This is a genomic window from Pseudomonas sp. GD03944 (assembly GCF_029839275.1).
In the GTDB taxonomy this organism is placed as follows: Bacteria; Pseudomonadota; Gammaproteobacteria; order Pseudomonadales; family Pseudomonadaceae; genus Aquipseudomonas.
This window is the reverse complement of the sequence record NZ_JAOCAH010000014.1, coordinates 47,256-69,360: the sequence shown is the minus strand read 5'-3', so window position 1 is coordinate 69,360 and position 22,105 is coordinate 47,256. Positions and strand designations below refer to the sequence as shown.

Genomic DNA, 22,105 nt, shown 5'->3' with positions numbered 1-22,105 from the left:
CTGCTTCCCGCCGTGACAGAGCCCTCCGCCCGCCATGAAAATCCTCAGCCTGCGCCTGAAGAACCTCAACTCCCTCAAGGGCGAGTGGAAGGTCGATTTTGCCGCCGAGCCCTTCAAGGACAACGGCCTGTTCGCCATCACCGGACCCACCGGGGCGGGCAAGACCACGCTGCTCGACGCCATCTGCCTGGCGCTGTACCACCGCACCCCGCGCATGAGCACGCTGTCGGCCAGCGGCAACGAGTTGATGACCCGGCACACCGCCGATTGCCTGGCGGAGGTGGAATTCGAGGTCAAGGGCGTGGGCTACCGGGCGTTCTGGAGCCAGCGCCGGGCGCGGGACAAGGCCGACGGCGCGTTGCGACCACCCAAGGTGGAGCTGGCGCGTATTGCCGACGGCAGCATCCTCACCGACAAGATCAACGACAAACTCAAGCAGACCGAGCAGCTCACCGGCCTGGATTTCGAGCGCTTCACCAAATCCATGCTGCTGGCCCAGGGCGGATTCGCGGCGTTTCTTGAGGCCAGTGCCAACCAGCGCGCCGAGCTGCTGGAAGAGCTGACCGGCACCGATATCTACGGGCTGATTTCCCAACGGGTGTTCGAGCAGACCCGCGAGGCCAAGGTGGCGCTCGATCAGTTGCGGGCGCGGGCCGAGGGCGTCGAGCTGCTGAGCGACGAGCAGCGCCAGGCACTGGGTGAGGAAGCGGCGCAGCTGGCCACCGAGGAAACCGCTACCCAGGCGCAGCTCACCGAGACCGCTCGCCAGCGGCAGTGGCTGACCGACCTGGGCCGTGCCGAGCAGCAGGTCGCCACGGCCGCCACCCAGGTCGGGGCGGCGGCCCGGGCCGAAGCGGACGCCGCCGACGACCTGCAGCGCTTGCGGCACAGCGAGCCGGCCCAGCGCCTGCAGCCGGTCTATCAGGCCTATCGCGAGGCGACGCGGGCGCTGGCGGCCAGCGACGCGGAGCGCCAGGCCTTTGAGCAGGAGCGGGTCGAGGTCGGCCAGCAACTGCACCGGCAGCTGGAACAGGCGACCCGGGCCAGCGCGGCCGTCGCCCTGGAAAAGCGCACGGCATTGCAGTCCCTGGAGGCGGAGTGCCAGGCGCTGGACAGCCAGTTGCAGGACTCGGCTGACCAGGAGCAGGTGGCGGCGCAACTGAGCGGCTGGCAGCACGCGTTTGCGGTCCGTCGCCAGGTGCGCCAGGCCATCGACACCCTGCTGCAACGCCAGCAGGCCGGCGCACAGGAACTGCAACGCTGCCAGCTCGCTCTGGAGGGCCTGGCGCAGTCGGTGCAAGCCGCCACCCAGGTCAAGCACAACGAGGAACAGCGGGCGGCGGAAGTGGACGGCCGCTGGCAGGCCGCCCTCGACGGGCGCAGCGAAGCGGATTGGCGCAGCCGCTGGCAAGCGGTGCACGCCCGCGGCAGCGCCCTTGAACAGTTGGCGCAACTGGCCGAGCGGCGTCAGCAACTGGTGCAGCAACAGCAGCGCATCGCCGGCGGGCTGGCGCGCCAGCAGCAGGGCCTGGCCGAGCGCGAGGCCGAACGCCAGGTGCTGCGCGAACGCTACCGGGAGACCAAGCAGCGGCTCGCCGATCAGGACAAGCTGCTGGAGCAGGAGCAACGCATCCAGGCCCTGGAAACCTTCCGCGCCCAGCTCCAGCCCGGCGATGCCTGCCCTCTGTGCGGTTCCCATGAACACCCGGCGGTGGCGGCGTACCAGGCGCTGGACGTGTCCGCGACCCAGCAGGCGCGGGACGCCGCACGGCAGCTGCTCGACAGCCTGACCGAACAGGGGCAGCACCTGGGCAATCAGGTGACCGCCCTGCAGACCCAGGTGGCCCAGAGCCAGGAGCAGCAACAGGAACTGCAGCGCCAGCTGGACGCCCTGGATGCGGCCTGGCAGCGCCAGGGGCAAGCCCTCGACGCAGTGCCGGAGAACGAACAGGCCCTGGTGGCGGCGCAGACCCGGCAGATCGCCGAACTGGCCGAGATCCAGGGCGTCCTGAGGCAGCTCGATGGCCTCAAGCAGGAGCTGGAGCGGGCGCGGGGCGAGGCCGCTATCGCCAGCCAGAAACACGCCGCCGCCCTGCAACAGCAGGCGGCGGTCGAGCGCGATCACGACCTGGCCCAGGCCGCGCAACGCACGCTGGACGGGCAGCTCGAGGAGCAGCAGGCCCGCCTGCGGGAGGTCGAGACGGACCTCAGCGCGCAACTGGCGGTGTTCGGCCATGGTTTGCCCGAGGACGGTGACGCCTGGCTGGCCGAGCGCCAGGGCGATGCCCAGCGCTGGCAGACGGCGCAGCAGCGGCGCCAGGCCCTGGCGCAGCAGGTGCCGGGGCTCACCTATCAGGTCCAGGAGGCGGACAAGCAGGCGCAGCAGTGGCTGGCACGCTGGCAGGGGGCGGGCGGCGAGCCGTTCGCGGCGACGCCCCTGGAGCAGGCCGACACGCAGTTGGACGACGCCCAGGCGGCGTGGGCGACGGCTGAGCGCCGCGGCCTGGAACTGCGTATCGCCCTCGACGGCCTGGGCCAGCGCCAGGTCGCGCTGCGCGAGGCCGAGCAGGTCGCGGCGCAGCACTGGCAAACGGCCTTGGCCGGCAGCCCGTTTCACGACGAGGCGGGCTTTCTTGCGGCGCTGCTCGATGACGCCCAGCGCGATCAGTTGCTGGCCCTCCGGCAGCGCCTGGAAAAAGCCCGCACCGAGGCCCAGGCCCTGCATGCCGCCGCCCAGGCGCAGCTGGCCGTTTTGCAGGCCGAGCCCCAGACCGAACACGATGCCGCGTACCTGGACGACCAGCTGCAGGGCCTGCAGGCGGCCCTCAAGCAGCTCAGCCAGCGCCAGGGTGAAATCCGCGCGCAGCTGCAGGGCGACGATGCGCGCCGGCAGACCCAGCAGAGCCTGTTCGCGGCCATCGCCGCGCAGCAGGGGCAGTACGACCTGTGGCAGCAGCTCAACAGCCTGATCGGCTCGGCCGATGGCGCCAAGTTCCGCAAGTTTGCCCAGGGCCTGACCCTGGACCACCTGGTGTACCTGGCCAACCAGCAACTGGAGCGCCTGCACGGGCGTTACCAGCTGTCGCGCAAGGGCAGCGGTGAGCTGGAGCTGGAAGTGATCGACACCTGGCAGGCGGACGTGGCCCGCGACACCCGTACGCTGTCCGGTGGCGAAAGCTTCCTGGTCAGCCTGGCCCTGGCCCTGGCGCTGTCCGATCTGGTCAGCCACAAGACCAGCATCGACTCGCTGTTCCTCGATGAAGGCTTCGGCACCCTCGACGGCGAGACCCTGGAGGTGGCGCTGGACGCGCTGGATAACCTCAATGCCAGCGGCAAGATGATCGGCATCATCAGCCACGTGGAGGCACTGAAGGAGCGCATTCCCGTCCAGCTCAAGGTGCACAAGGGCGTGGGCATGGGTTACAGCGGCCTGGACAGGCGGTTCGCGGTCTCGAGCTGAGCCGCCGCAGGCGCCTGCCGGCATCCCCCGGCGGCAGGCGCTGCTATGGTTATCCCTGAAACGCGTGCGCCTGCACGCGGTCCATGATTCGTACGGAGCAGGGGGGATAAGCATGTTGCCAATGAGCAGGGTCGTGGCCCGATGGCTGGCGGTACTGGCCTGTTGCCTGGTGTTCGCGTCGGCGACCCAGGCCCGGGACCGTGTGGTGGTGGCGTCGAAGATCGATACCGAGGGCTCGATCCTCGGCCAGTTGATCCTGCAGACCCTGCAGCGCGGCGGGATACCGGTGGAGAACCGCATCCAGCTGGGCGCGACCTCCATCGTGCGCACGGCCATCATCGCCGGCGAGGTGGATATCTACCCGGAGTACACCGGCAATGGCGCGTTCTTCTTCGAGCAGGCCGACAGTGCCGTGTGGAAGGACGCCGAGGCCGGCTACGAGGCAGTCAAACGCCTGGACCAGGAGGCCAACCAACTGGTCTGGCTGCAACCGGCGAACGCCAACAACACCTGGGCCATGAGTGTGCGTGGCGACCTGGCGCGCGAGCACGGGCTCAAGACCCTGGATGACCTGAGCACGTACCTGGCCAAAGGCGGGGCCTTCAAGTTCGCCGCCAGTGCCGAGTTCGTCGAGTCGCCCAGCGCCCTGCCGGCCTTTCAGCAGGCCTATGGCTTCAGCCTGAAGCCCGATCAACTGCTGATTCTCAGCGGCGGCAACACGGCGGCGACCTTGCGCGCCGCCGCGATGCAGACCAGCGGGGTGAACGCGGCCATGAGCTACGGCACTGACGGCGGGCTCAGTGCCCTGGACATCCAGGTGCTGGAAGACACCCGGGGCGTGCAGCCGGTCTACCAGCCGGCGCCCCTGGTGCGGGCCGATGCCCTGGAGGCCTACCCGCAGATCGCCGAACTGCTGGAGCCGGTGTTCGCCGAACTCGATCTGCGCACCCTGCAAGGCCTCAACGCCAAGGTGGCGGTGGAGGGCGCCGACCCCGCCCAGGTGGCGTCCGAATTCCTGGATGGCCTGGGTGACTGATGCGACCGTCGAGGACCGCTGATTGACGGTGCAACAGCCGACCAACCGAGTGATCCCGCTGCTGGTGCTGTTGGCCCTGGCAGCGCTGTGGGGGCTGGATGCCGCCAGCGTGCAACCCAATCGCATCATGCCCGGCAGCGGGCTCGGCCTGGTGCGGGCGCTGGGCCTGCCCTGGGCCCTCGCGCTGAGTGCGATGTTGCTGCTGTGCGGCGCCCTGGCGGTGCGTGACAGGGCGCGTTGGGTGCTGGCCGCAGTGTGCCTGCTGGTGCTTCAGCTGCCCCTGAGCCTGGCGTGGATGGCGGCCCGGCATGTGGGGGCGGACATGCCCCTGGCCCGGCTCGGTATTGGTCCGGGCACCTGGAGCCTGCTGTTCCTGCTGGGGCTGATGCTGATCGACACCCAGCAGCGGCTGCGCCTGCCGCGTGTCGGCCTGCTGGGGATCGGCATCGGCCTGCTGCTGGTGACCTGGCTGATCGTTCGCCTGGGCTGGCTGGAACCCCTGGCCTTGATGCGCGAGTACCAGACTCGCCGCGCTCAATTCAGTACCGCGCTGTACACCCACCTGGGGCTGGTGGCGGCCACGCTGGTCGGTAGCCTGGTGCTGGGCGCCGGCCTGGTGGCGCTGATCAGCCGCTTTCCTCGGTTGCAGGGCAGTGTCATCGGCGGCCTGAGCCTGATCCAGACCATTCCCAGCCTGGCGTTGTTCGGCCTGCTGCTGGCGCCCCTGAGCTACCTGTCCAGCCAGTTTCCCTTGCTGCAGCAGTGGGGCATCCGCGGTATTGGCTGGGCGCCGGCGCTACTGGCCCTGGTCGCGTACAGCCTGCTGCCGATCGTGCGTAACACCTGCGTGGCCCTGCAGGGCGTGGAGGCCAGCGTGATCGAGGCGGCGCGAGGAATGGGCATGGGACCGTTGCAAGTGTTTTTCCAGGCGCGCCTGCCGCTGGCGATGCCGGTGATCATCGAAGGGCTGCGGGTCACCACCCTGCAGGCCATCGGCCTGACCGCAGTGGCCGCGCTGATCGGTGCCGGCGGGTTCGGTACCTTCATTTTCCAGGGGCTGGGGCAGTCGGCGATGGACCTGATCGTACTCGGTGCCCTGCCGATTCTGCTCATGGCCCTGCTGGCGGACGGCCTGTTCAGCCTGCTGGCCGACGGTTGGCGCGGGGGTGCCGAGCGATGATCGAATTACAGGCTGTCAGCAAGGCGTTCGGCCAGACCCTGGCGGTGGACGGGATTTCCCTCACGGTGGCGGCGGGAGAGCTGTGCGTGCTGGTGGGCACCTCCGGCTGTGGCAAGTCGACCACCCTGCGCATGGTCAACCGCCTGTGCGAACACAGCGCTGGCGAGATTCGCATCGACGGCCAGCCGATCGACCGTCTCGACCCCCAGGCGCTGCGGCGGCGTATCGGCTACGCGATCCAGAACACCGGGCTGTTCCCGCACTGGACCGTGGCGCGCAACATCGGCGTGGTGCCGCGCCTGCTCGGCTGGCCGGCGGCGCGGATTCGCGAGCGGGTGGAGGCGTTGCTGACGCTGCTGGAGCTGCCGGTTGCCGAATTCGCCGACAAGTACCCCAGCCAGCTGTCCGGTGGGCAGGCGCAGCGGGTGGGCGTCGCCCGGGCCCTGGCCGGCGACCCGGACATCCTGCTGATGGACGAGCCGTTCGGCGCTCTGGACCCGATCACCCGCGACAGCCTGCAGAACGAGCTGCTGCGGATTCAGGCGCAGGTGCGCAAGACCATCCTCTTCGTCACCCACGACATGGATGAAGCGCTGAAGCTGGCGGATCGTATCGTGGTCATGGACAAGGGGCGCATCGTCCAGCAGGACACGCCGGCGGCGCTGCTGGCCAACCCCTGCAACGCCTTTGTGGAGCACCTGGTCGGAGGCCAGGAACGGGGTCTGAAACGGGCGGGGCTGGTGCCGGTGGCCAGCGTGATGCAGCCGCTGGCCAGCCCGGGCGCGGTCATCGAAGGGGGGGTGATCAGGGCGAACGACAGCGTGCGCCAGGCGATTTCGCTGATGCTCTGGCAGCGCTGCGACAGCCTGCCAGTGGTGAATGAACAGGGCGTGCAGGTGGGTGTGTTGCACCTCGGCCACCTGCTGAACGGGGCGCCGTCCTGATGGAACTGCGGCGTCTGCGCTGGCCGCTGTGCTGGCTGTTCCTGCTGCTGATCGCCACCTGGGGCTTGCCTCATGCCGAGTGGCTGCTGCAGCCGCTGGCGCCGGATGCCCGCTCGGTGCTCTACCGCCAGGCAGCCTTCGATGACCTGCTGCTCAGTCACCTGCTGCTGGTGGCGGTGGCCGCCTGCGTGTCCATCGCGGTGGGCGTGGGGGCAGCGATCGCGGTGTCGCGGCCCTGGGGGGCGGATTTCCAGCCGCTGGCCGGGCAGGCGGCGTCGATCGGCCAGACCTTTCCGCCGGTGGCGGTGCTGGCGCTGGCGGTGCCGGCCCTCGGGTTCGGCGCCTTGCCGACCCTGTTCGCCCTGAGCCTGTACGGCGTGTTGCCGATCCTGCGCAACAGCCTCAGCGGGTTGCAGAGCGTGAGCCCGGTGGTGCTGGAGGCGGCCCGCGGCATGGGCCTGTCGCCGGGCCAGGTGCTGCGGCAGATCGAGCTGCCCCTGGCGCTGCCGGTGATCCTTGCGGGCATTCGCACCTCGGTGACCATCAACATCGCCACCGCGGCCATCGGCTCGACCATCGGCGCCAGCACCCTGGGCGACCCGATCATCTCCGGGCTGATCAACGGCAACACCGCCTACGTGCTGCAGGGCGCGCTGCTGATCGGCCTGCTGGCCCTGACCGTGGACAGCCTGTTTGCCGCGCTCCAGGGCAGTCGGCCCGGCATCAACGCCGCCCACTGAGCGACGCAGAAAAATTTCCGGCACGGGGCCCTGGCCGTCTGTTCGCCGCCCGTGGACGTCGCTAGAGTGCAGCAGCGCCGCTACCGAGCGCGCCTCTGGGTTGCAATCATCGAGGGTGAAATGGCCATGAGTGCTTGGCTGGTGCTGGGGTTGTTCGTGGTGACCTACCTGGGCATGGCCGCGGGTGGCGTGCGCGGCCTGCGCATCGACCGCAGCTGGATCGCTGCCACGGCGGCCGTGCTGTTGCTGGTGTTCGGTGCGGTGAGCCCCGCCGAAGCGGCGCATCACCTGGACGCGGGGGCGCTGCTGCTGTTGCTGGCGCTGATGCTGATCTCTGCCCAGTTCGATTTTTCCGGCGTGTACGCCTGGCTCAACGCCCAGCTCAGCCATTACGCCCAGCGTCCGGCGCTGTTGCTGGTCGGCGTGGTGCTGCTGGGCGGCGTGCTGTCGGCGGTGCTGGTCAATGACATCGTCGCCTTCGCCCTGACCCCGCTGCTTTGCCACAGCCTGTTGGCCAGGGGCCTGGACCCGCGGCCGTTCCTGCTGGCGCTGGCGCTGTCGTGCAACGCGGGGTCGTCCGCCAGCCTGATCGGCAACCCGCAGAACATCCTGATCGGCCAGGCCGGCGGCCTGGATTTCTGGTCGTTCACCTTCATTGCCGGCCCCCCCGCCCTGGCGGCCCTGGCGATCACCTACGCCTGCATCTGGTGGCAGTGGCACGCGCGTTGGGGCGAGCCGAAGGCGGTCGCGCCGGAAGAGCCGCCCGTGGAGCGGATCTACGGTGCGCGCAGCTACCTCAAGCCGTTGCTGGCGACCCTGGTGCTGCTCGGGTTGTTTTCCACCAGCCTGCCCCGGGAGTGGTCGGCGTTGCTGGTAGCAGCCCTGGTGATGATTTCGCGCCGGGTCGACAGCCGGGACTACGTGAACAAGGTCGACTGGAACCTGCTGTTGCTGTTCGCCGGGTTGTTCGTGGTCACCGGGGCGGCCCTGGTGTTGCCCGAAGTGTCGGCGCTGGCGGCGCGGATGGCCGAGCACGGGCTGCTGCCCCAGGGCGTGTTGTCGCTGGCCACCGCCTCGTTGCTGGCGAGCAACCTGATCGGCAACGTGCCGTTCGTGGTCCTGCTGCTGGGGGTGATGCCTGCGCTATCGGAGCCGGTGCTGGTCGGGCTGGCGGTGATGTCGACCCTGGCCGGCAACCTGCTGCTGATCGGCAGCGTGGTCAACCTGATCGTCGCGGAAAGCGCACGGCGCCAGGGTGTGCCGCTGGGGTTCGTGGATTTCGCCCGCAGCGGCTTTCCGGTGACGCTGCTGAGCATGACCGTCGCCGGCCTGTGGCTGGGGCTGGGCGGCTGGCTGCCCTGGTAGCTGCCAGCGGCTGGTGCATCAGCGTGGCGTGCGGGCCGTCCACCACTGGGCCCGGGCCTCGGGGTCGAGGAAGGTCCAGGCGACGAAGCGGCTCTGTTTCTGCCCTTGGGCCATGTCGACGGTGCGTACGTCCCTGGCGTTGACCTGTTTCAGCGCGGCATAGATGCCCGGCAGGTTGCCGGCCTTGGACACCAGGGTGCTGAACCACAGCACCTGTTGGGCATGATCGGCGCTCTCCTTGACCAGACGGCCGACGAAGGCCGCTTCGCCGCCTTTGCACCACAGCTCCGCCGCCTGACCGCCGAAGTTCAGCACCGGCAACTTGCGCTTGGGGTCCTGCTTGCCCAGGTTGCGCCATTTGCGCTTGCTGCCGCTGGCGGCTTCGTCGGCGGAGGCGTGGAACGGCGGGTTGCACAGGGTCACCTCGAAGCGTTCATCGGCGCCCAGCAGGTCCTTCAGGATGTGGGCGCTGTCGGTCTGCTGGCGCAGTTCGATGGCCTCGCCCAGGCCCGGGTTGGACTGCACGATGGCCCGTGCCGAGGCCAGGGCGCTGGTGGCGATGTCCGACCCGAGGAACTGCCAGCCGTATTCGCGATGGCCCAGCAACGGGTAGATGCAGTTGGCGCCGACGCCGATGTCCAGGGCCCTGACCTGGGCGCCCCGTGGCATGCTGCCGCCGTTGTCGGTTGCCAGCAGGTCGGCGAGGTAGTGCAGGTAATCGGCCCGGCCCGGGATCGGCGGGCACAGGTAATCGGCCGGAATGTCCCAATGAGCGATGCCGTAGTGCTGCTTGAGCAGCGCCCGGTTGAACACCTTTACCGCTGCCGGGTTGGCGAAGTCGATGCTTTCCTTGCCGTAGGGGTTGAGAATCACGAACGCCGCCAGCTCCGGGCTGGCCTTGATCAGCGCGGGAAAGTCGTAGCGCCCCTGGTGGCGGTTGCGCGGGTGCAACTGGCCCTTCTCGACGGTCTTGGGCGCGGGCGTGGTGGTCTTTTTCGGCGGGCGTTTGCTGGAGGTGGACATGCTGGCGGGTCAAGGTGGAAGGGCGCGCATTTTCCCACAGGCTTTCAGCTTCGTGCAGGGAAAACGATGACCGTTTGATGACGCCGTACGGCAACCGACCGGTCGGCCATTGATCCAGGTCAATGGTTGCGTGGGGGCAGGCTCCTAGACTGCGGCTACTCGTTCTTGCAGGGAGACAGCGATGGCGTACCTCGAGTGGACCGATGACCTGGACACCGGCATTGCCGTGATCGACGGGCAGCACAGGCGCATCGTGGACATGATCAACCAGTTGCACGTGGCGCAGCAGAGCGGCCGGTCCGAAGGCGTGGCCCAGGTGATCGAGGAGCTGGTCGACTACACCATCTCGCACTTCGCCTTCGAAGAGGCGATGCTCGAAGAGGCGGGTTATATCTTCACCAAGGCGCACAAGCGGGTGCACGAGGTGTTCATCAAGCGGGTGGCGGGTTACCGCGCGCGTTTCCTCCAGGGCGAGGACATCACCGAGGAACTCAAGAGCCTGCTGGGGCGCTGGCTGTTCGGCCATATCCGCAACGACGACCAGAACTACGTGGCCGCAGTGACCGAGAACCTGCGCCAGCTGTCCGCCGACCATTCCGACGAAGGCTGGCTGAGCCGCGCCCGACGTCGTTTCTTTCGCGCGGCGTAAGTGCTCGCCGACCCGGGTGTCGCTTCGCTCGACCCAGGCTACGGGCTCGTGATCCGCATGGGATGGGGCAATTGGTGGGCTTCAGCCCACCAAATCGAACGACCGCCCGCTACAGCGGGAAGATCCACGGCACCATCACCACACTGACGACCATCACCAGCAGGGTGAAGGGCACGCCGACGCGCACGAAATCGCCGAAGCGGTACTGGCCCGGGCCGAGTACCAGGGTGTTCACCGGCGAGGAGATCGGTGTCATGAAGGCGGCCGAGGCGGCCAGGGCGACGATCATCGCGAAAGGTGTCGGCGACAGGTTCAGGGCCTGAGCGGTTGCAATCGCCACCGGTGCCATCAACACCGCGGTGGCGGTGTTGGAGATGAACAGGCCGATCAGCGCGGTGACGGCGAACAGGCTGGCCAGGATCACCCGCGGTTCGGCCTCGCCCAGGGTGCCGACCAGGCCGCTGACCACCAGGTCGATGCCCCCGGTTTTCTGCAGCGCCAGGGCGAAGGGCAGCATGCCGACGATGAGGATCAGGCTCGGCCAGTGGATGGCGCGGTAGGCGCTGTTCATGTCGATGCAGCGGAAGGCACCCATCAACAGGCAGCCGATCAGCGCGGCCATGACGTTGGGCACCAGCCCGCTGATCATCAACCCCACCATCACCGCCAGGCTCAGCAGCGCGTAGGGTGCCTTGCGTGCGGCCGGCGCCACTTCGTCGACCTCGGCGGGCAGGCTGAGTACCAGGAAGTCACGGTTGAGGCTTTGCAGGTGGTGGATCTGCTTCCAGCTGCCGGCCACCAGCAGGGTGTCGGCGTGGGTCAGCTTTTCATCCACCAGCAGGCCTTCGAGGGCCTTGCCGTGGCGACGCAGGCCGACCACGTTGAGCTTGTAGCGGCTGCGCAGGCCCAGCTCCTGGATGGTCTTGCCGGGCAGGTGCGAGTCCGGCGGCAGGGCCACTTCGGCCAGGCCCAGCTCGTGGGAGTGGGTGGTGTAGTAGGAGTTGCGCAGCGGCATCGGCTCCAGGCCGAGTTCCTGGTAGGCGCCGAGCAGGGCGATGGCCGGGCTGGCGAGGTCCACCAGCAGGATGTCGCCGGCCTGCAGCTGGGTATTGCCGGTGGCCATCAGCAGCAGGGTACGGAACTGGCGCTGGCGTTCCACGGCGATGACGTTGATGCCGAACTGCGAACGCAGCTTCAGCTCGTCCAGGGCCTGGTTGGCCAGGGGCGAATCGGCCCGCACGCGCAGGCGCCGCTCGCGCTCGCTCAGGTGGTAGCGGCGGGCCAGGTCGGCCAGGGTCAGGCGCGGTGCCGTCGCCTCGCCGTCATCGCCGCTGCGCTGCAGCCAGCGCCGGGTCACCAGCATGTACAGCACGCCCAGGACGAGGATCGCCAGGCCGATGGGGGTGAAGCTGAAGAAGTCGAAGCCCTCGAGGCCGGCACGGCGCAGCTCGCTGTGCACCACCATGTTCGGCGGGGTAGCGACCAGGGTCAGCATGCCGCTGATCAGGCCGGCGAAGGCCAGGGGCATCATCAGGCGCCCCGGGGCGATCTTCAGGCGCGCCGCGACGCCGAGCACCACCGGGATGAAAATCGCCACCACGCCGGTCGAACTCATCACCGAACCCAGGCCGGCCACGGCGATCATCAGCAGCACCAGCAGGCGGGTTTCGCTGCTGCCGGCCTTGGCCACCAGCCAATCGCCCAGGCGGTAGGCGATGCCGGTGCGGACCAGGCCGTCGCCGATGACGAACAGCGCGGCGATCAGGATCACGCTGGGGTCGCTGAAACCGGCCAGGGTCTGCTGGATGTCGAGCACCCCGGTCAGCGGCAGGGCGACGATGACCAGCAGGGCGACCACGTCCATGCGTGGCTTGTTGATGACGAAGAGGGTGACGGTGGCCAGCAGCAGGCCCAGCACCCAGAGCAGTTCGAAATTCACGGCGCCTCCATGGCGGTTACCTGAATCGCAGGATGTCAGGGATAGCCGAGGGTCGACTTGATCTGCTGCAGGTTGGTGGCGATCCATTGCCGGTCGATGGGGCCCCAGCTGTGGATCACGTAGCTGCCGGCGTTGTTGCGCTCACCCGCCTGCTGTTCGAACACGCAGTCGATGTCCAGGTCGGCCAGGGCGGCGAGGGTGTCCTGGGCAGTGCGCCGAGGCATGCCGGTGGCCTCCATCAGATCCGGCACGCTGCGGGCTTCGCCGCTGTCGATCAGCCAGGCCACGTAGAGACGGCGGTAGAAACTGGTCTTGGTCTTGTTCACTTCCATTTGAGCGGCCCCGGGTCGAAGGAGAGTCCGGAGGATACTGCGAGCCGTACGCTGGCGCCAAACGACAAAAAAGCCCGCGCCGGTGAGGGCCGCGGGCTTTTCTGTCAGTGCAGAAGGATCAGAGTGCGGCGATCTTGCCGCGCTGCTCGACCATCTTGCCCAGGGCCTGTTCGGCTTCGGCCAGCTTGGCGCGCTCTTTCTCGAGCACGTCAGCCGGGGCCTTGGCCACGAAGCCTTCGTTGGACAGCTTGCCGCCCACCCGCTTGACCTCGCCGTCCAGGCGGGCGATTTCCTTGTCCAGGCGCGCCAGTTCGGCGTCCTTGTCGATCAGCCCGGCCATCGGCACCAGCACTTCCATTTCGCCGACCAGGGCGGTGGCGGACATCGGTGCTTCTTCACCGGCGGCCAGTACGCGCACCGACTCCAGCTTGGCCAGCTTGTTCAGCAGCGGCGCGTTGTCGGCCAGGCGGCGGCGGTCTTCGTCGCTGGCGTTGGCCAGGATGATGTCGATGCGCTTGGCCATGGAGATTTTCATCTCGCCACGGATCTGGCGCAGGCCCAGCATCAGCTGCTTGACCCACTCGATGTCGCCTTCGGCAGCGGCATCGATGCGGCTTTCATTGGCCACCGGCCAGGTCTGCAGCATGATGGTGTCGCCGGCGACGCCAGCCTGGCCCTTGATGCGCTGCCAGATTTCTTCGGTGATGAACGGCATGAACGGGTGGGCCAGGCGCAGGGCCACTTCCAGCACGCGCACCAGGGTGCGGCGGGTGCCGCGCTGGCGCTCGATCGGCGCGTTCTCGTCCCACAGCACCGGCTTGACCAGCTCCAGGTACCAGGCGCAGTACTCGTCCCAGATGAACTCGTACAAGGTCTGGGCGGCCAGGTCGAAGCGGAAGGCATCGAGGTGACGGGTCACTTCGGCTTCGGTGCGCTGCAGGGCGGAGATGATCCAGCGGTCCACCGAGGACAGCTCCACCGGCTCGCCATTGACGCCGGTGTCCTGGCCATCGGTGTTCTCGATGACGAAGTTGGCGGCGTTCCAGATCTTGTTGCAGAAGTTGCGGTAGCCCTCGACGCGGCCCATGTCGAACTTGATGTCACGACCGGTGGAGGCCAGCGCCAGGTTGGTGAAGCGCAGGGCGTCGGTGCCGTAGGCGGCGATGCCTTCCGGGAATTCGGCCTTGGTCTGCTTGGCGATCTTCTCGGCCAGCTTGGGCTGCATCAGGCCGGTGGTGCGCTTCTCCAGCAGGGCGTCGAGGCTGATGCCGTCGACGATGTCCAGCGGGTCGAGCACGTTGCCCTTGGACTTGGACATCTTCTGCCCCTGGCCGTCGCGCACCAGGCCGTGCACGTACACGGTCTTGAACGGAATCTGCCCGGTCAGGTGGGTGGACAGCATGATCATCCGGGCGACCCAGAAGAAGATGATGTCGAAGCCGGTGACCAGCACGTCGGTGGGGTGGAAGGTCTTGAGGAAGTCGGTCTGCTGCGGCCAGCCCAGGGTGGAGAAGGTCCACAGGCCGGAGCTGAACCAGGTATCGAGCACGTCGTCGTCCTGGCGCAGGGTGGCGTCGCCGAGGTTGTGCTTGGCGCGCACTTCTGCCTCGTCACGACCGACGTATACGTTGCCCGACTCGTCGTACCAGGCCGGAATGCGGTGGCCCCACCAGAGCTGACGGCTGATGCACCAGTCCTGGATGTCGCGCATCCAGCTGAAGTACATGTTTTCGTACTGCTTGGGCACGAACTGGATGTCGCCATTCTCGACCACGGCGATGGCCTTCTCGGCCAGCGGCTTGGTGGAGACGTACCACTGGTCGGTCAGCCACGGCTCGATGACGGTGCCCGAGCGGTCGCCCTTCGGCACTTTCAGCGCGTGGTCGTCGATTTTCTCCAGCAGGCCGGCGGCCTCGAAGGCGGCGACGATCTGCTTGCGCGCCTCGAAACGGTCCAGGCCGGCGTATTCGGCCGGCAGGCTGCCGTCGATCTCACCGTTGACGCTGCCGTCGATGTTGAACACCTGGGCCTTGGCCAGCACGGCAGCGTTCTTGTCGAAGATGTTGAGCAGCGGCAGGTTGTGGCGCTTGCCGACTTCGTAGTCGTTGAAGTCGTGGGCCGGGGTGATCTTCACGCAACCGGTGCCGAACTCGGGGTCGCAGTAGTCGTCGGCGATGATCGGAATGCGGCGGCCAACCAGTGGCAGCTCGACGAAGGTGCCGATCAGTGCCTTGTAGCGCTCGTCTTCCGGGTGCACGGCCACGGCGGCGTCGCCGAGCATGGTTTCCGGGCGGGTGGTGGCGACGATCAGGTAGTCCTTGCCGTCGGCGGTGGTGTTGCCGTCGGCCAGGGGGTAGCGCAGGTTCCACAGGCTGCCTTTCTCGTCGTGGTTTTCCACTTCGAGGTCGGAGATGGCGGTGTGGAACTTGGTGTCCCAGTTGACCAGGCGCTTGCCGCGGTAGATCAGGCCGTCGTCATGCAGGCGGACGAAGGCTTCCTTGACCGCTTCGGACAGGCCGTCGTCCATGGTGAAACGCTCGCGCGACCAGTCCACGGAGCTGCCCAGGCGACGGATCTGACGGGTGATGGTGCCGCCGGACTGCTCTTTCCATTCCCAGACTTTCTCCAGGAATTTTTCGCGGCCCAGGTCGTGGCGGCCGATGCCGTCGGCGGCCAGCTGGCGCTCGACGACCATCTGCGTGGCGATGCCCGCGTGGTCGGTACCTGGCTGCCACAGGGTGTTGCGGCCTTGCATGCGGCGGAAACGGATCAGCGCATCCATGATCGAGTTGTTGAACCCGTGACCCATGTGCAGGCTGCCGGTGACGTTCGGCGGCGGGATCATGATGGTGTAGGGCTCGCCCGAGCCCTGCGGGGCGAAATAGTTGTTCGCCTCCCAGTTCTGGTACAGGGCGGTTTCAATGGCGTGCGGCTGGTAGGTCTTGTCCATGCGCGGCGGGACCCTTTTGACGGCTGATCGGAAAAGCCGAGAAGTATAGCGGGGAAGGCCCTTGCGGCGTAAGGCCATATGACTGATGGGGCGCTGCGCTGTCCGGGGAGCGGGCGGGGCGCGCCCGTTCGACTCAGGGGCGGCGGGGCGGGAGCAGGCGAGTCAGGCGGGCTTCGAGGCGGCGTTTCAGTTCGGCTTCGATCTGCGGCACGAAATCGTCGATGACATCCTGCAGGATCAGTTGCGCGGCGGCACGCAGTTCGCCGTCCAGGCGGTTCACGTCGCTGTTCTGGCTGACGCTCTGCTGCACGGTTTCACGCAGGCTGCTGGCCTGGCTCGGCGGGATCGGCGTGGCAGTGGGCGGCAGCGGGGAGACGATATCCGAGAGGACCGGAATGCTGTCCAGGTCGATCGAGTCGACCAGCAGTGGCGGCTCGTCGTGTTGGTCGCCCAGCAGCTCGCGGATCGACTCCAGGTCGTCCAGCAGGTGGGCAGGTCGTTGCGGCGGTTTCGGGGTGTCCATGGTGCGGTTCTAGAGTTCAACTCGTTTGGGATCATAGCCGCGCTGGCGGTAGGTGCGGAAATTCTCCCGGCAGGCGGTCAGCAGGTCCGGTTCCTGGTTGACGATCTCGATCACCCGGCTGAAGCGCTCGACATGCGGTGACAGGCTGCTGGCCAGGTTGATCAGGACGCCCTGGGTCGCGGCCGGCTCCTCGTTCACGCCAATGGCCACCGGGGCGTGCGGGTCATCCTGGTGCAGGCTGTGGGGCACGAAAGCTTCGGCCTTGAAGCGCCACATCAGCTCGTCGACCGCCCGGCACTGTTCGTCATCGGTGCCCCGCACGAAGACCGGCAGACCGGCGCGCCAGGCTTTCATCGCCAGTTGGCAGGCGGCCCGCAGGCGGTCGGCCGAGGTAGCGGTGGACAGTACGTAGAATTCGACGCGCATAACGGTCTCGTTGAGAGGCGATCAGGCTACAGAATCTCGCGAACCGGCATCCGGCCGGCTCAGCGCAATCGCCCGCCGGGGTGGCCAGGCGGGCGAGGGCGCGGAGTTTACACCGCTAGAGACACGGGCGAAGCCCTGTTTGTTCATCGCATTGATCAGACGGCCATGCCGCGCGAGGCGGCATGGCGGGTGCCCAGCGCGCTGAACCGACGGTTCAGGCGTTGGCGCGGTTCAGCAGGTACTGGGTCAGCATAGGCACCGGGCGACCGGTGGCGCCTTTGTCCTTGCCGCCGCTGATCCACGCCGTGCCGGCGATGTCCAGGTGCGCCCAGCGGTAGCTCTTGGCGAAGCGCGACAGGAAGCAGCCAGCGGTGATGGTGCCGGCCTTCGGCCCGCCGATGTTGGCGATGTCGGCGAACGGGCTGTCCAGCTGCTCCTGGTACTCGTCGTACAGCGGCAGTTGCCAGGCGCGGTCGTCGGCGGTCAGGCCGGCCCCGAGGATTTCCTGCACCAGTTCGTCGTTGTTACCCATCAGGCCCGAAACGTTGCTGCCCAGGGCCACGATGCAGGCGCCGGTCAGGGTGGCGATGTCGATCACCGCCTGCGGCTTGAAGCGCTCGGCGTAGGTCAGGGTGTCGCACAGCACCAGGCGGCCTTCGGCGTCGGTGTTGAGGATTTCCACGGTCTGGCCGCTCATGGTGGTGACGATGTCACCCGGGCGGGTGGCGCCGCCGCTCGGCATGTTCTCGGCGCAGGCCAGCAGACACACCAGGTTGATCGGCAGCTGCAGTTCGAGCACGGCCTTGAGGGTGCCGAACACGCTGGCGGCACCGCACATGTCGTACTTCATCTCGTCCATGCCGGCAGCCGGCTTGATGCTGATGCCGCCGGTGTCGAAGGTGATGCCTTTGCCGACCAGCGCGTAGGGTTTCTCGGTCTTCTTGCCGCCCTGGTAGTTGAGCACGATCATCCGTGGCGGCTGGTCGCTGCCCTGGGCCACGGCGAGGAAAGCGCCGGCGCCGAGCTCCTTGAGCTTCTTCTCGTCGAGGATCTCGACCTTCAGGTTCTTGTGGGCTTTGCCCAGGGCCTTGGCTTCTTCCGCCAGGTAGCTGGGGTGGCAGAGGTTTGGCGGCAGGTTGCCCAGGTCCTTGGTGAAGGCCATGCCGGCGGCGATCGCCTGGGCGTGGCGGCTGGCGCGCTCGACATCGGCCTGGGTGGCCTTGTCGGCGATCAGGGTCAGCTTTTTCAGCGCGCCCGGCTCGGCTTTCTGGCTCTTGAAACGATCGAATACATAGCCGCCATCGGCCAGGCTTTCCACCAGCAGGCGGGCCTTGCCGTAGGCGTCGCGGGCCTTGACCTGGATGTCGCCGAGGGCGAGCACGGCATCAGCACCAGCCAGATTCTTCAATACAGCCTGGGTGGCTGTGATCAATTTGCGCCATTGGCGGTCAGACAGTTCTGCGTCTTTGCCGCAGCCGACCAGCAGCACGCGGTCGGCCTTGAGGCCCGGCAGGTTGTGGGCCAGCAGGGTCTGGCCGAGCTTGCCAGCGAGGTCGCCGCGCTTGAGCAGGGCGCTGATGGCGCCGGCGCTGGCGGTGTCGATGGACTTGGCTATTTCCCCCAGTTTTCGGCCTTCGCCGACGGGGATGACCAGGGTGGCGGTCTTCAATGTTTCCGGGCGAACGCTTTTAACAATAAATTCCATGCGTGGTGTCCCCAAGACAACGAGTCGGTATTACAGGATAATGCCGCATATTTTTTCAGTGGTTCGTCTTCGCACGAACCGGCAAGCAGTGGAGCTAGTGTGAGCTTAGCCCGCTGAGCCTGACAACCCTGGAGTGTCTGGTTTGATCGTCTTCCGTTATCTGTCTCGTGAAGTGTTGGTGACCTTGAGTGCGGTGAGTGCCGTGCTGCTGGTGATCATTATGAGTGGCCGTTTCATCAAGTACCTGGCGCAGGCCGCGCAAGGGGTGCTCGATCCGGGCGTGCTGTTCCTCATCATGGGCTTCCGCCTGCCGGGCTTCCTGCAGTTGATCCTGCCGCTGGGGCTGTTTCTCGGTTTCCTGCTGGCCTATGGACGCCTGTACCTCGACAGCGAGATGACGGTGTTGTCGGCCACCGGCATGAGCCAGCAACGCCTGATGGTCTATAGCCTGGCCCCGGCCACCGTGGTGGCGCTGCTGGTGGCCTGGCTGAGCATGGGACTGACCCCCCAGGGCGTGTCGCAGGTGGACCGCATCTTCAATGAGCAGGACGCCCTGACCGAATTCGATACCCTGGTGCCCGGGCGTTTCCAGTCCATGAAGGGCGGTACCCGCGTCACCTACACCCAGGGGCTGTCCGAAGACCGGGCGGCCCTGGAGAACGTGTTCATTTCCGAGAAGCGCTTTTCCCGCGAGGGCGACAAGGAACGCGGAATCAGCGTGCTGGTGGCCGAGCGCGGGCGCCAGGAAATCCAGGCCGACGGCAGCCGCTATCTGATCCTGGAGAACGGCTACCGCTACGACGGTAACCCGGGCCAGGCGGATTACCGCTCTATCCAGTACGAGACCTACGGCGTGCTGCTGCCGAAGCCCTCGATCAACGCCGAGGTCAGCGAGCGCGAAGCGATCCCTACGCGGGAGCTGTTCGGCAGCGATGACCCGCGCCTGCAGGCCGAACTGCAATGGCGTCTGTCGATTCCGCTACTGGTGTTCGTGGTGACCCTGCTGGCGGTGCCGCTGTCGCGGGTCAACCCGCGCCAGGGGCGCTTCCTCAAGTTGTTGCCGGCCATTCTGCTGTACATGGCGTACCTGGCGCTGCTGATCGCCGCACGGGGGGCGCTGGATAAAGGAAGGATCCCGCCGGCCCTCGGCCTGTGGTGGGTGCATGGGATATTCATCGTGATCGGGTTCGTGTTGTTGTACTGGGAGCCGCTGCGCCTGAAGTGGGCAAGCCGTCGCGCCACACTGGAGGTTGCCCGTGGTTAAGTTGGATCGGTACATCGGTACCCAGGTGTTTTTCGCGATTCTCAGCGTGCTCGGCGTCATCGTCGGGCTGGCGCTGCTGTTCGCCTTCATCGATGAACTGGGTGACGTGGAAGGCAACTACGGCCTGCTGGACGCCGCCTGGTACGTCTTCCTCACGTTGCCGCGGCGCATGTACGAAATGCTGCCGATGGCGGCCCTGATCGGCTGCCTGATTGGCCTGGGCAGCCTGGCGAGCAGCAGTGAGCTGACCATCATGCGCGCTGCCGGCGTGTCGATCGGCCGGATCGTCTGGGCGGTCATGAAGCCCATGCTGGTGCTGATGCTGGTCGGCGTGCTGATTGGTGAGTACCTGGCGCCCTGGAGTGAAAACCACGCCCAGGCCAACCGTGCCATGGCCCAGGGTGGCGGCGAGGCGCAAAGCGCCAAGCGCGGCTTGTGGCACCTGCAGGGCAAGGAGTTCGTGCACATCAACGCCGTGCAACCCAATGGCGTTCTGTTTGGCGTGACCCGTTACCGCTTCGACGAAGAGCGCAAGATGCTCTCGGCAAGCTTCGCCCGGCGTGCCCAGTACGACGGCGAGTACTGGCAACTGGAGAATGTCGCGACCACGCATTTCCGTGAGCGCGGCACCGAAGTGATCGAGGCGCCGGCCGAGCGCTGGGATGTCGAACTGAACCCGCAACTGCTGGGCACTGTGGTGCTGGCGCCGGAAGCCCTGTCGATCACCGGGCTGTGGCGTTACATCCAGTACCTGGCCGAGCAGGGTCTGAGCAACGGTCAATACTGGCTGGCGTTCTGGACCAAGGTGCTGCAGCCGGTGGTCACCGGTGCCCTGGTGCTGATGGCCATCTCGTTCATCTTCGGGCCGCTGCGCTCGGTGACCCTGGGGCAGCGCGTGTTCACCGGGGTGCTGGTGGGCTTCGTGTTCCGCATCGCCCAGGACCTGCTGGGTCCGTCGAGCCTGGTGTTCGGCTTCTCGCCGCTGCTGGCGGTGCTGGTACCGGCGGGGTTGTGCGCTCTGGCCGGGGCCTGGCTGTTGCGCCGGGCGGGTTGAACCCGCGGAAAAAAGCCGGCTAGATGCCGGCTTTTTTGTGGGTGATCACTTTTTGTGAATGTTCTTCGGCAGTTGCACCATGCGGCTGTCCGAATAGATGTCATGCCAGGTGCGGCCCTGCTTGTCCCAAAACATCCAGAGAAAGCCAAGGCCGGCGAACAGCCAGGAGCCGATGGCGACCACGAAGCGCAGCAGCGCCTGCCACAGGTCGATGGCACTGCCGTCGGCGTTCTGGATGCGCAGGCCCCAGGCCTGCATGCCCAGTGTCTGGCCGTTGTGGGTCCAGAACTTGGCGAAAAAACCGAACAGGCTGAGCAGTGCCAGGCTGGCCACGATGGGGTCGCGGTCCAGGGCGCCCGCTTCCGACATCAGCATCAGTTGTTCGCTGCCGTAGATCAGGCGCAGCACGCCTTGCTGGTAGATCAGCGTCACCACCATCACCAGGGCGACGCAGAGCAGGAAGTCATAGACGACGGCCGCCAGGCGGCGTATTGGGCCGGCAGTGGGGAAATCCCCCTGGGGGCGCAGCTGGTGTTTGGGCATGATGGGCTCGCTGTGACGATATAGCGGACCATTCTAACCGCGACTTTCCTGCGGGCATAAAAAAACCCCTGGCGTTACCGTCAGGGGTTTTTTCGAAGCGGCAGGTTAAGCGACGACTTGAACCTGGTCGGCTTGCATGCCTTTCTGACCTTGCACAGCCACGAAGCTGACTTTCTGACCTTCTTTCAGGCTCTTGAAGCCGTTACCTTCGATCGCGCGGAAGTGTACGAACAGATCCGGACCGCTTTCTGGAGTGATAAAACCAAAACCTTTCTCGTCGTTAAACCACTTGACGGTACCGTTCTGACGATTCGACATGTCTTATTTCCTTGAAACTAGAGTTGATGACAGCCTCTAACCATAGAGGACTGAGACTGGTTGCAAAGAGTAATAGAAGTCGAGCGGGATGTAGCGGATCTGGAGGATCTACTGCATCAGGTCACGATTCACAGCGACCCATGCAAACACAGTCCAATCACTCTAGCTAACTAACAGACAAATGCCAACCCCTGCGCGAGCCCCGGATAGAGCGCGGATCACGGTGTTTTCGAGGTTTTTGTCGCGGTGCTAATCGCGGTTGCCGAAGCGGCATTTCACGTGGCGAATTGCCAGTCGAGTTGGAAGGCAATGGAAGGGAATTATGAATGCGCTTAAACCATGCATTCTGGCAGGCGCAAACGTTAACCTTACTTGTGCACAAGTAGTGCGCTGGAGTTTCAGGTTTGCCCATTACGGCCAGTTTCTTGCGGCGGCTTGCCAGGATTACGCCAAAGCTACGCCTCAGAAACGAAAAAGCCCGCAAGCACTGAGCTTGCGGGCTGTATATGGTGCCCCGGGGGAGACTCGAACTCCCACTTCTTTCGAAAACGGATTTTGAATCCGCCGCGTCTACCGGTTCCGCCACCGGGGCACAATGGCGGCGCAGTATAGGGATGCCCACCGGGCAGGTCAATGCACTTGCGTGGCCAGTCC

Annotated in this window: 18 protein-coding genes and 1 tRNA gene; 9 read left to right on the top strand and 10 right to left on the bottom strand. The window is 66.5% G+C overall.

Annotation, left to right across the window (positions count from 1 at the left end):
- Positions 1-34: 34 nt before the first annotated feature.
- From sbcC to N5C28_RS19405, 6 genes are all read left to right on the top strand, one after another.
- Positions 35-3,460: an exonuclease subunit SbcC gene (sbcC, locus tag N5C28_RS19430; RefSeq protein WP_279824838.1), complete on the top strand. Its 3,426-nt coding sequence runs from the start codon at positions 35-37 to the stop codon at positions 3,458-3,460.
- A 121-nt stretch (positions 3,461-3,581) separates the two neighbouring features.
- A complete protein-coding gene (locus N5C28_RS19425) occupies positions 3,582-4,496 on the top strand; it encodes an ABC transporter substrate-binding protein (protein WP_279824837.1) in 915 nt (304 codons plus the stop codon).
- A gap of 28 nt (positions 4,497-4,524) precedes the next feature.
- Positions 4,525-5,676 carry an ABC transporter permease gene (locus N5C28_RS19420; RefSeq protein WP_347881273.1) on the top strand — a complete coding sequence of 384 codons (1,152 nt, stop codon included), beginning with the start codon at positions 4,525-4,527 and terminating at the stop codon, positions 5,674-5,676.
- Positions 5,673-6,620, top strand: coding sequence for an ABC transporter ATP-binding protein (locus N5C28_RS19415; protein WP_279824835.1), 948 nt, complete (start codon positions 5,673-5,675; stop codon positions 6,618-6,620). Before N5C28_RS19420 ends, N5C28_RS19415 begins: the two co-directional genes overlap by 4 nt.
- Positions 6,620-7,360: an ABC transporter permease gene (locus N5C28_RS19410; RefSeq protein WP_347881271.1), complete on the top strand. Its 741-nt coding sequence runs from the start codon at positions 6,620-6,622 to the stop codon at positions 7,358-7,360. Before N5C28_RS19415 ends, N5C28_RS19410 begins: the two co-directional genes overlap by 1 nt.
- A 126-nt stretch (positions 7,361-7,486) precedes the next feature.
- A complete protein-coding gene (locus N5C28_RS19405) occupies positions 7,487-8,725 on the top strand; it encodes an SLC13 family permease (protein ID WP_279824834.1) in 1,239 nt (412 codons plus the stop codon).
- Between the two features lie 18 nt (positions 8,726-8,743).
- On the opposite strand, the gene rlmF is transcribed toward N5C28_RS19405, so the two are convergent.
- The gene (gene rlmF / locus N5C28_RS19400; protein ID WP_279824833.1) at positions 8,744-9,748 is read right to left on the bottom strand and encodes a 23S rRNA (adenine(1618)-N(6))-methyltransferase RlmF; all 1,005 of its coding nucleotides are present in this window, start codon (positions 9,746-9,748) and stop codon (positions 8,744-8,746) included.
- 181 nt (positions 9,749-9,929) lie between these two features.
- On the opposite strand from rlmF, the gene N5C28_RS19395 reads away from it, so the two are divergent.
- Positions 9,930-10,397 (top strand): bacteriohemerythrin, encoded by a 468-nt coding sequence (locus N5C28_RS19395; protein WP_279824832.1) that lies wholly within the window; start codon positions 9,930-9,932, stop codon positions 10,395-10,397.
- Between the two features lie 109 nt (positions 10,398-10,506).
- Here N5C28_RS19395 and N5C28_RS19390 read toward each other — a convergent pair whose 3' ends face one another.
- From N5C28_RS19390 to N5C28_RS19365, 6 genes are all read right to left on the bottom strand, one after another.
- Positions 10,507-12,336 carry an SLC13 family permease gene (locus N5C28_RS19390; protein WP_279824831.1) on the bottom strand — a complete coding sequence of 610 codons (1,830 nt, stop codon included), beginning with the start codon at positions 12,334-12,336 and terminating at the stop codon, positions 10,507-10,509.
- A gap of 35 nt (positions 12,337-12,371) precedes the next feature.
- Positions 12,372-12,668 carry a winged helix-turn-helix domain-containing protein gene (locus tag N5C28_RS19385; protein WP_279824830.1) on the bottom strand — a complete coding sequence of 99 codons (297 nt, stop codon included), beginning with the start codon at positions 12,666-12,668 and terminating at the stop codon, positions 12,372-12,374.
- 118 nt (positions 12,669-12,786) lie between these two features.
- Positions 12,787-15,618, bottom strand: a complete 2,832-nt coding sequence (locus N5C28_RS19380; RefSeq protein ID WP_279824829.1) for a valine--tRNA ligase — start codon at positions 15,616-15,618, stop codon at positions 12,787-12,789.
- Between the two features lie 133 nt (positions 15,619-15,751).
- A complete protein-coding gene (locus tag N5C28_RS19375) occupies positions 15,752-16,141 on the bottom strand; it encodes a DNA polymerase III subunit chi (protein ID WP_279824828.1) in 390 nt (129 codons plus the stop codon).
- A 9-nt stretch (positions 16,142-16,150) separates the two neighbouring features.
- The gene (locus N5C28_RS19370; protein ID WP_279824827.1) at positions 16,151-16,567 is read right to left on the bottom strand and encodes a DNA polymerase III subunit chi; all 417 of its coding nucleotides are present in this window, start codon (positions 16,565-16,567) and stop codon (positions 16,151-16,153) included.
- Positions 16,568-16,781: 214 nt separating this feature from the next.
- The gene (locus tag N5C28_RS19365; RefSeq protein WP_279824826.1) at positions 16,782-18,272 is read right to left on the bottom strand and encodes a leucyl aminopeptidase; all 1,491 of its coding nucleotides are present in this window, start codon (positions 18,270-18,272) and stop codon (positions 16,782-16,784) included.
- Between the two features lie 142 nt (positions 18,273-18,414).
- Here N5C28_RS19365 and lptF point away from each other — a divergent pair, with 142 nt between their 5' ends.
- Complete coding sequence (gene lptF / locus N5C28_RS19360) at positions 18,415-19,536, top strand: LPS export ABC transporter permease LptF (RefSeq protein WP_279824825.1); 1,122 nt, start codon at positions 18,415-18,417, stop codon at positions 19,534-19,536.
- Entirely contained in the window at positions 19,529-20,590 is a 1,062-nt protein-coding gene (gene lptG / locus N5C28_RS19355) for an LPS export ABC transporter permease LptG (protein ID WP_279824824.1), read from the top strand. Before lptF ends, lptG begins: the two co-directional genes overlap by 8 nt.
- A 45-nt stretch (positions 20,591-20,635) precedes the next feature.
- Here lptG and N5C28_RS19350 read toward each other — a convergent pair whose 3' ends face one another.
- The 3 genes from N5C28_RS19350 to N5C28_RS19340 all read right to left on the bottom strand — a co-directional run bounded on the left by N5C28_RS19350 (position 20,636) and on the right by N5C28_RS19340 (position 22,043).
- A complete protein-coding gene (locus tag N5C28_RS19350; protein ID WP_279824823.1) occupies positions 20,636-21,133 on the bottom strand; it encodes an RDD family protein in 498 nt (165 codons plus the stop codon).
- A gap of 105 nt (positions 21,134-21,238) precedes the next feature.
- Positions 21,239-21,451, bottom strand: a complete 213-nt coding sequence (locus tag N5C28_RS19345; protein ID WP_279824822.1) for a cold-shock protein — start codon at positions 21,449-21,451, stop codon at positions 21,239-21,241.
- A gap of 507 nt (positions 21,452-21,958) precedes the next feature.
- Positions 21,959-22,043 (bottom strand) — tRNA-Leu (locus tag N5C28_RS19340).
- Positions 22,044-22,105 lie beyond the last annotated feature (62 nt).

Bases quoted from the DNA above. Each gene is read 5' to 3' on its own strand.
- N5C28_RS19380 (WP_279824829.1), bottom strand. From the start codon at position 15,618: ATGGACAAGACCTACCAGCCGCACGCCATTGAAACCGCCCTGTACCAG.
- N5C28_RS19425 (WP_279824837.1), top strand. From the start codon at position 3,582: ATGAGCAGGGTCGTGGCCCGATGGCTGGCGGTACTGGCCTGTTGCCTG.
- sbcC (WP_279824838.1), top strand. From the start codon at position 35: ATGAAAATCCTCAGCCTGCGCCTGAAGAACCTCAACTCCCTCAAGGGC.
- N5C28_RS19385 (WP_279824830.1), bottom strand. From the start codon at position 12,668: ATGGAAGTGAACAAGACCAAGACCAGTTTCTACCGCCGTCTCTACGTG.
- rlmF (WP_279824833.1), bottom strand. From the start codon at position 9,748: ATGTCCACCTCCAGCAAACGCCCGCCGAAAAAGACCACCACGCCCGCG.
- N5C28_RS19370 (WP_279824827.1), bottom strand. From the start codon at position 16,567: ATGCGCGTCGAATTCTACGTACTGTCCACCGCTACCTCGGCCGACCGC.
- N5C28_RS19395 (WP_279824832.1), top strand. From the start codon at position 9,930: ATGGCGTACCTCGAGTGGACCGATGACCTGGACACCGGCATTGCCGTG.
- N5C28_RS19350 (WP_279824823.1), bottom strand. From the start codon at position 21,133: ATGCCCAAACACCAGCTGCGCCCCCAGGGGGATTTCCCCACTGCCGGC.
- N5C28_RS19405 (WP_279824834.1), top strand. From the start codon at position 7,487: ATGAGTGCTTGGCTGGTGCTGGGGTTGTTCGTGGTGACCTACCTGGGC.
- N5C28_RS19415 (WP_279824835.1), top strand. From the start codon at position 5,673: ATGATCGAATTACAGGCTGTCAGCAAGGCGTTCGGCCAGACCCTGGCG.
- N5C28_RS19365 (WP_279824826.1), bottom strand. From the start codon at position 18,272: ATGGAATTTATTGTTAAAAGCGTTCGCCCGGAAACATTGAAGACCGCC.
- N5C28_RS19375 (WP_279824828.1), bottom strand. From the start codon at position 16,141: ATGGACACCCCGAAACCGCCGCAACGACCTGCCCACCTGCTGGACGAC.
- N5C28_RS19410 (WP_347881271.1), top strand. From the start codon at position 6,620: ATGGAACTGCGGCGTCTGCGCTGGCCGCTGTGCTGGCTGTTCCTGCTG.
- N5C28_RS19345 (WP_279824822.1), bottom strand. From the start codon at position 21,451: ATGTCGAATCGTCAGAACGGTACCGTCAAGTGGTTTAACGACGAGAAA.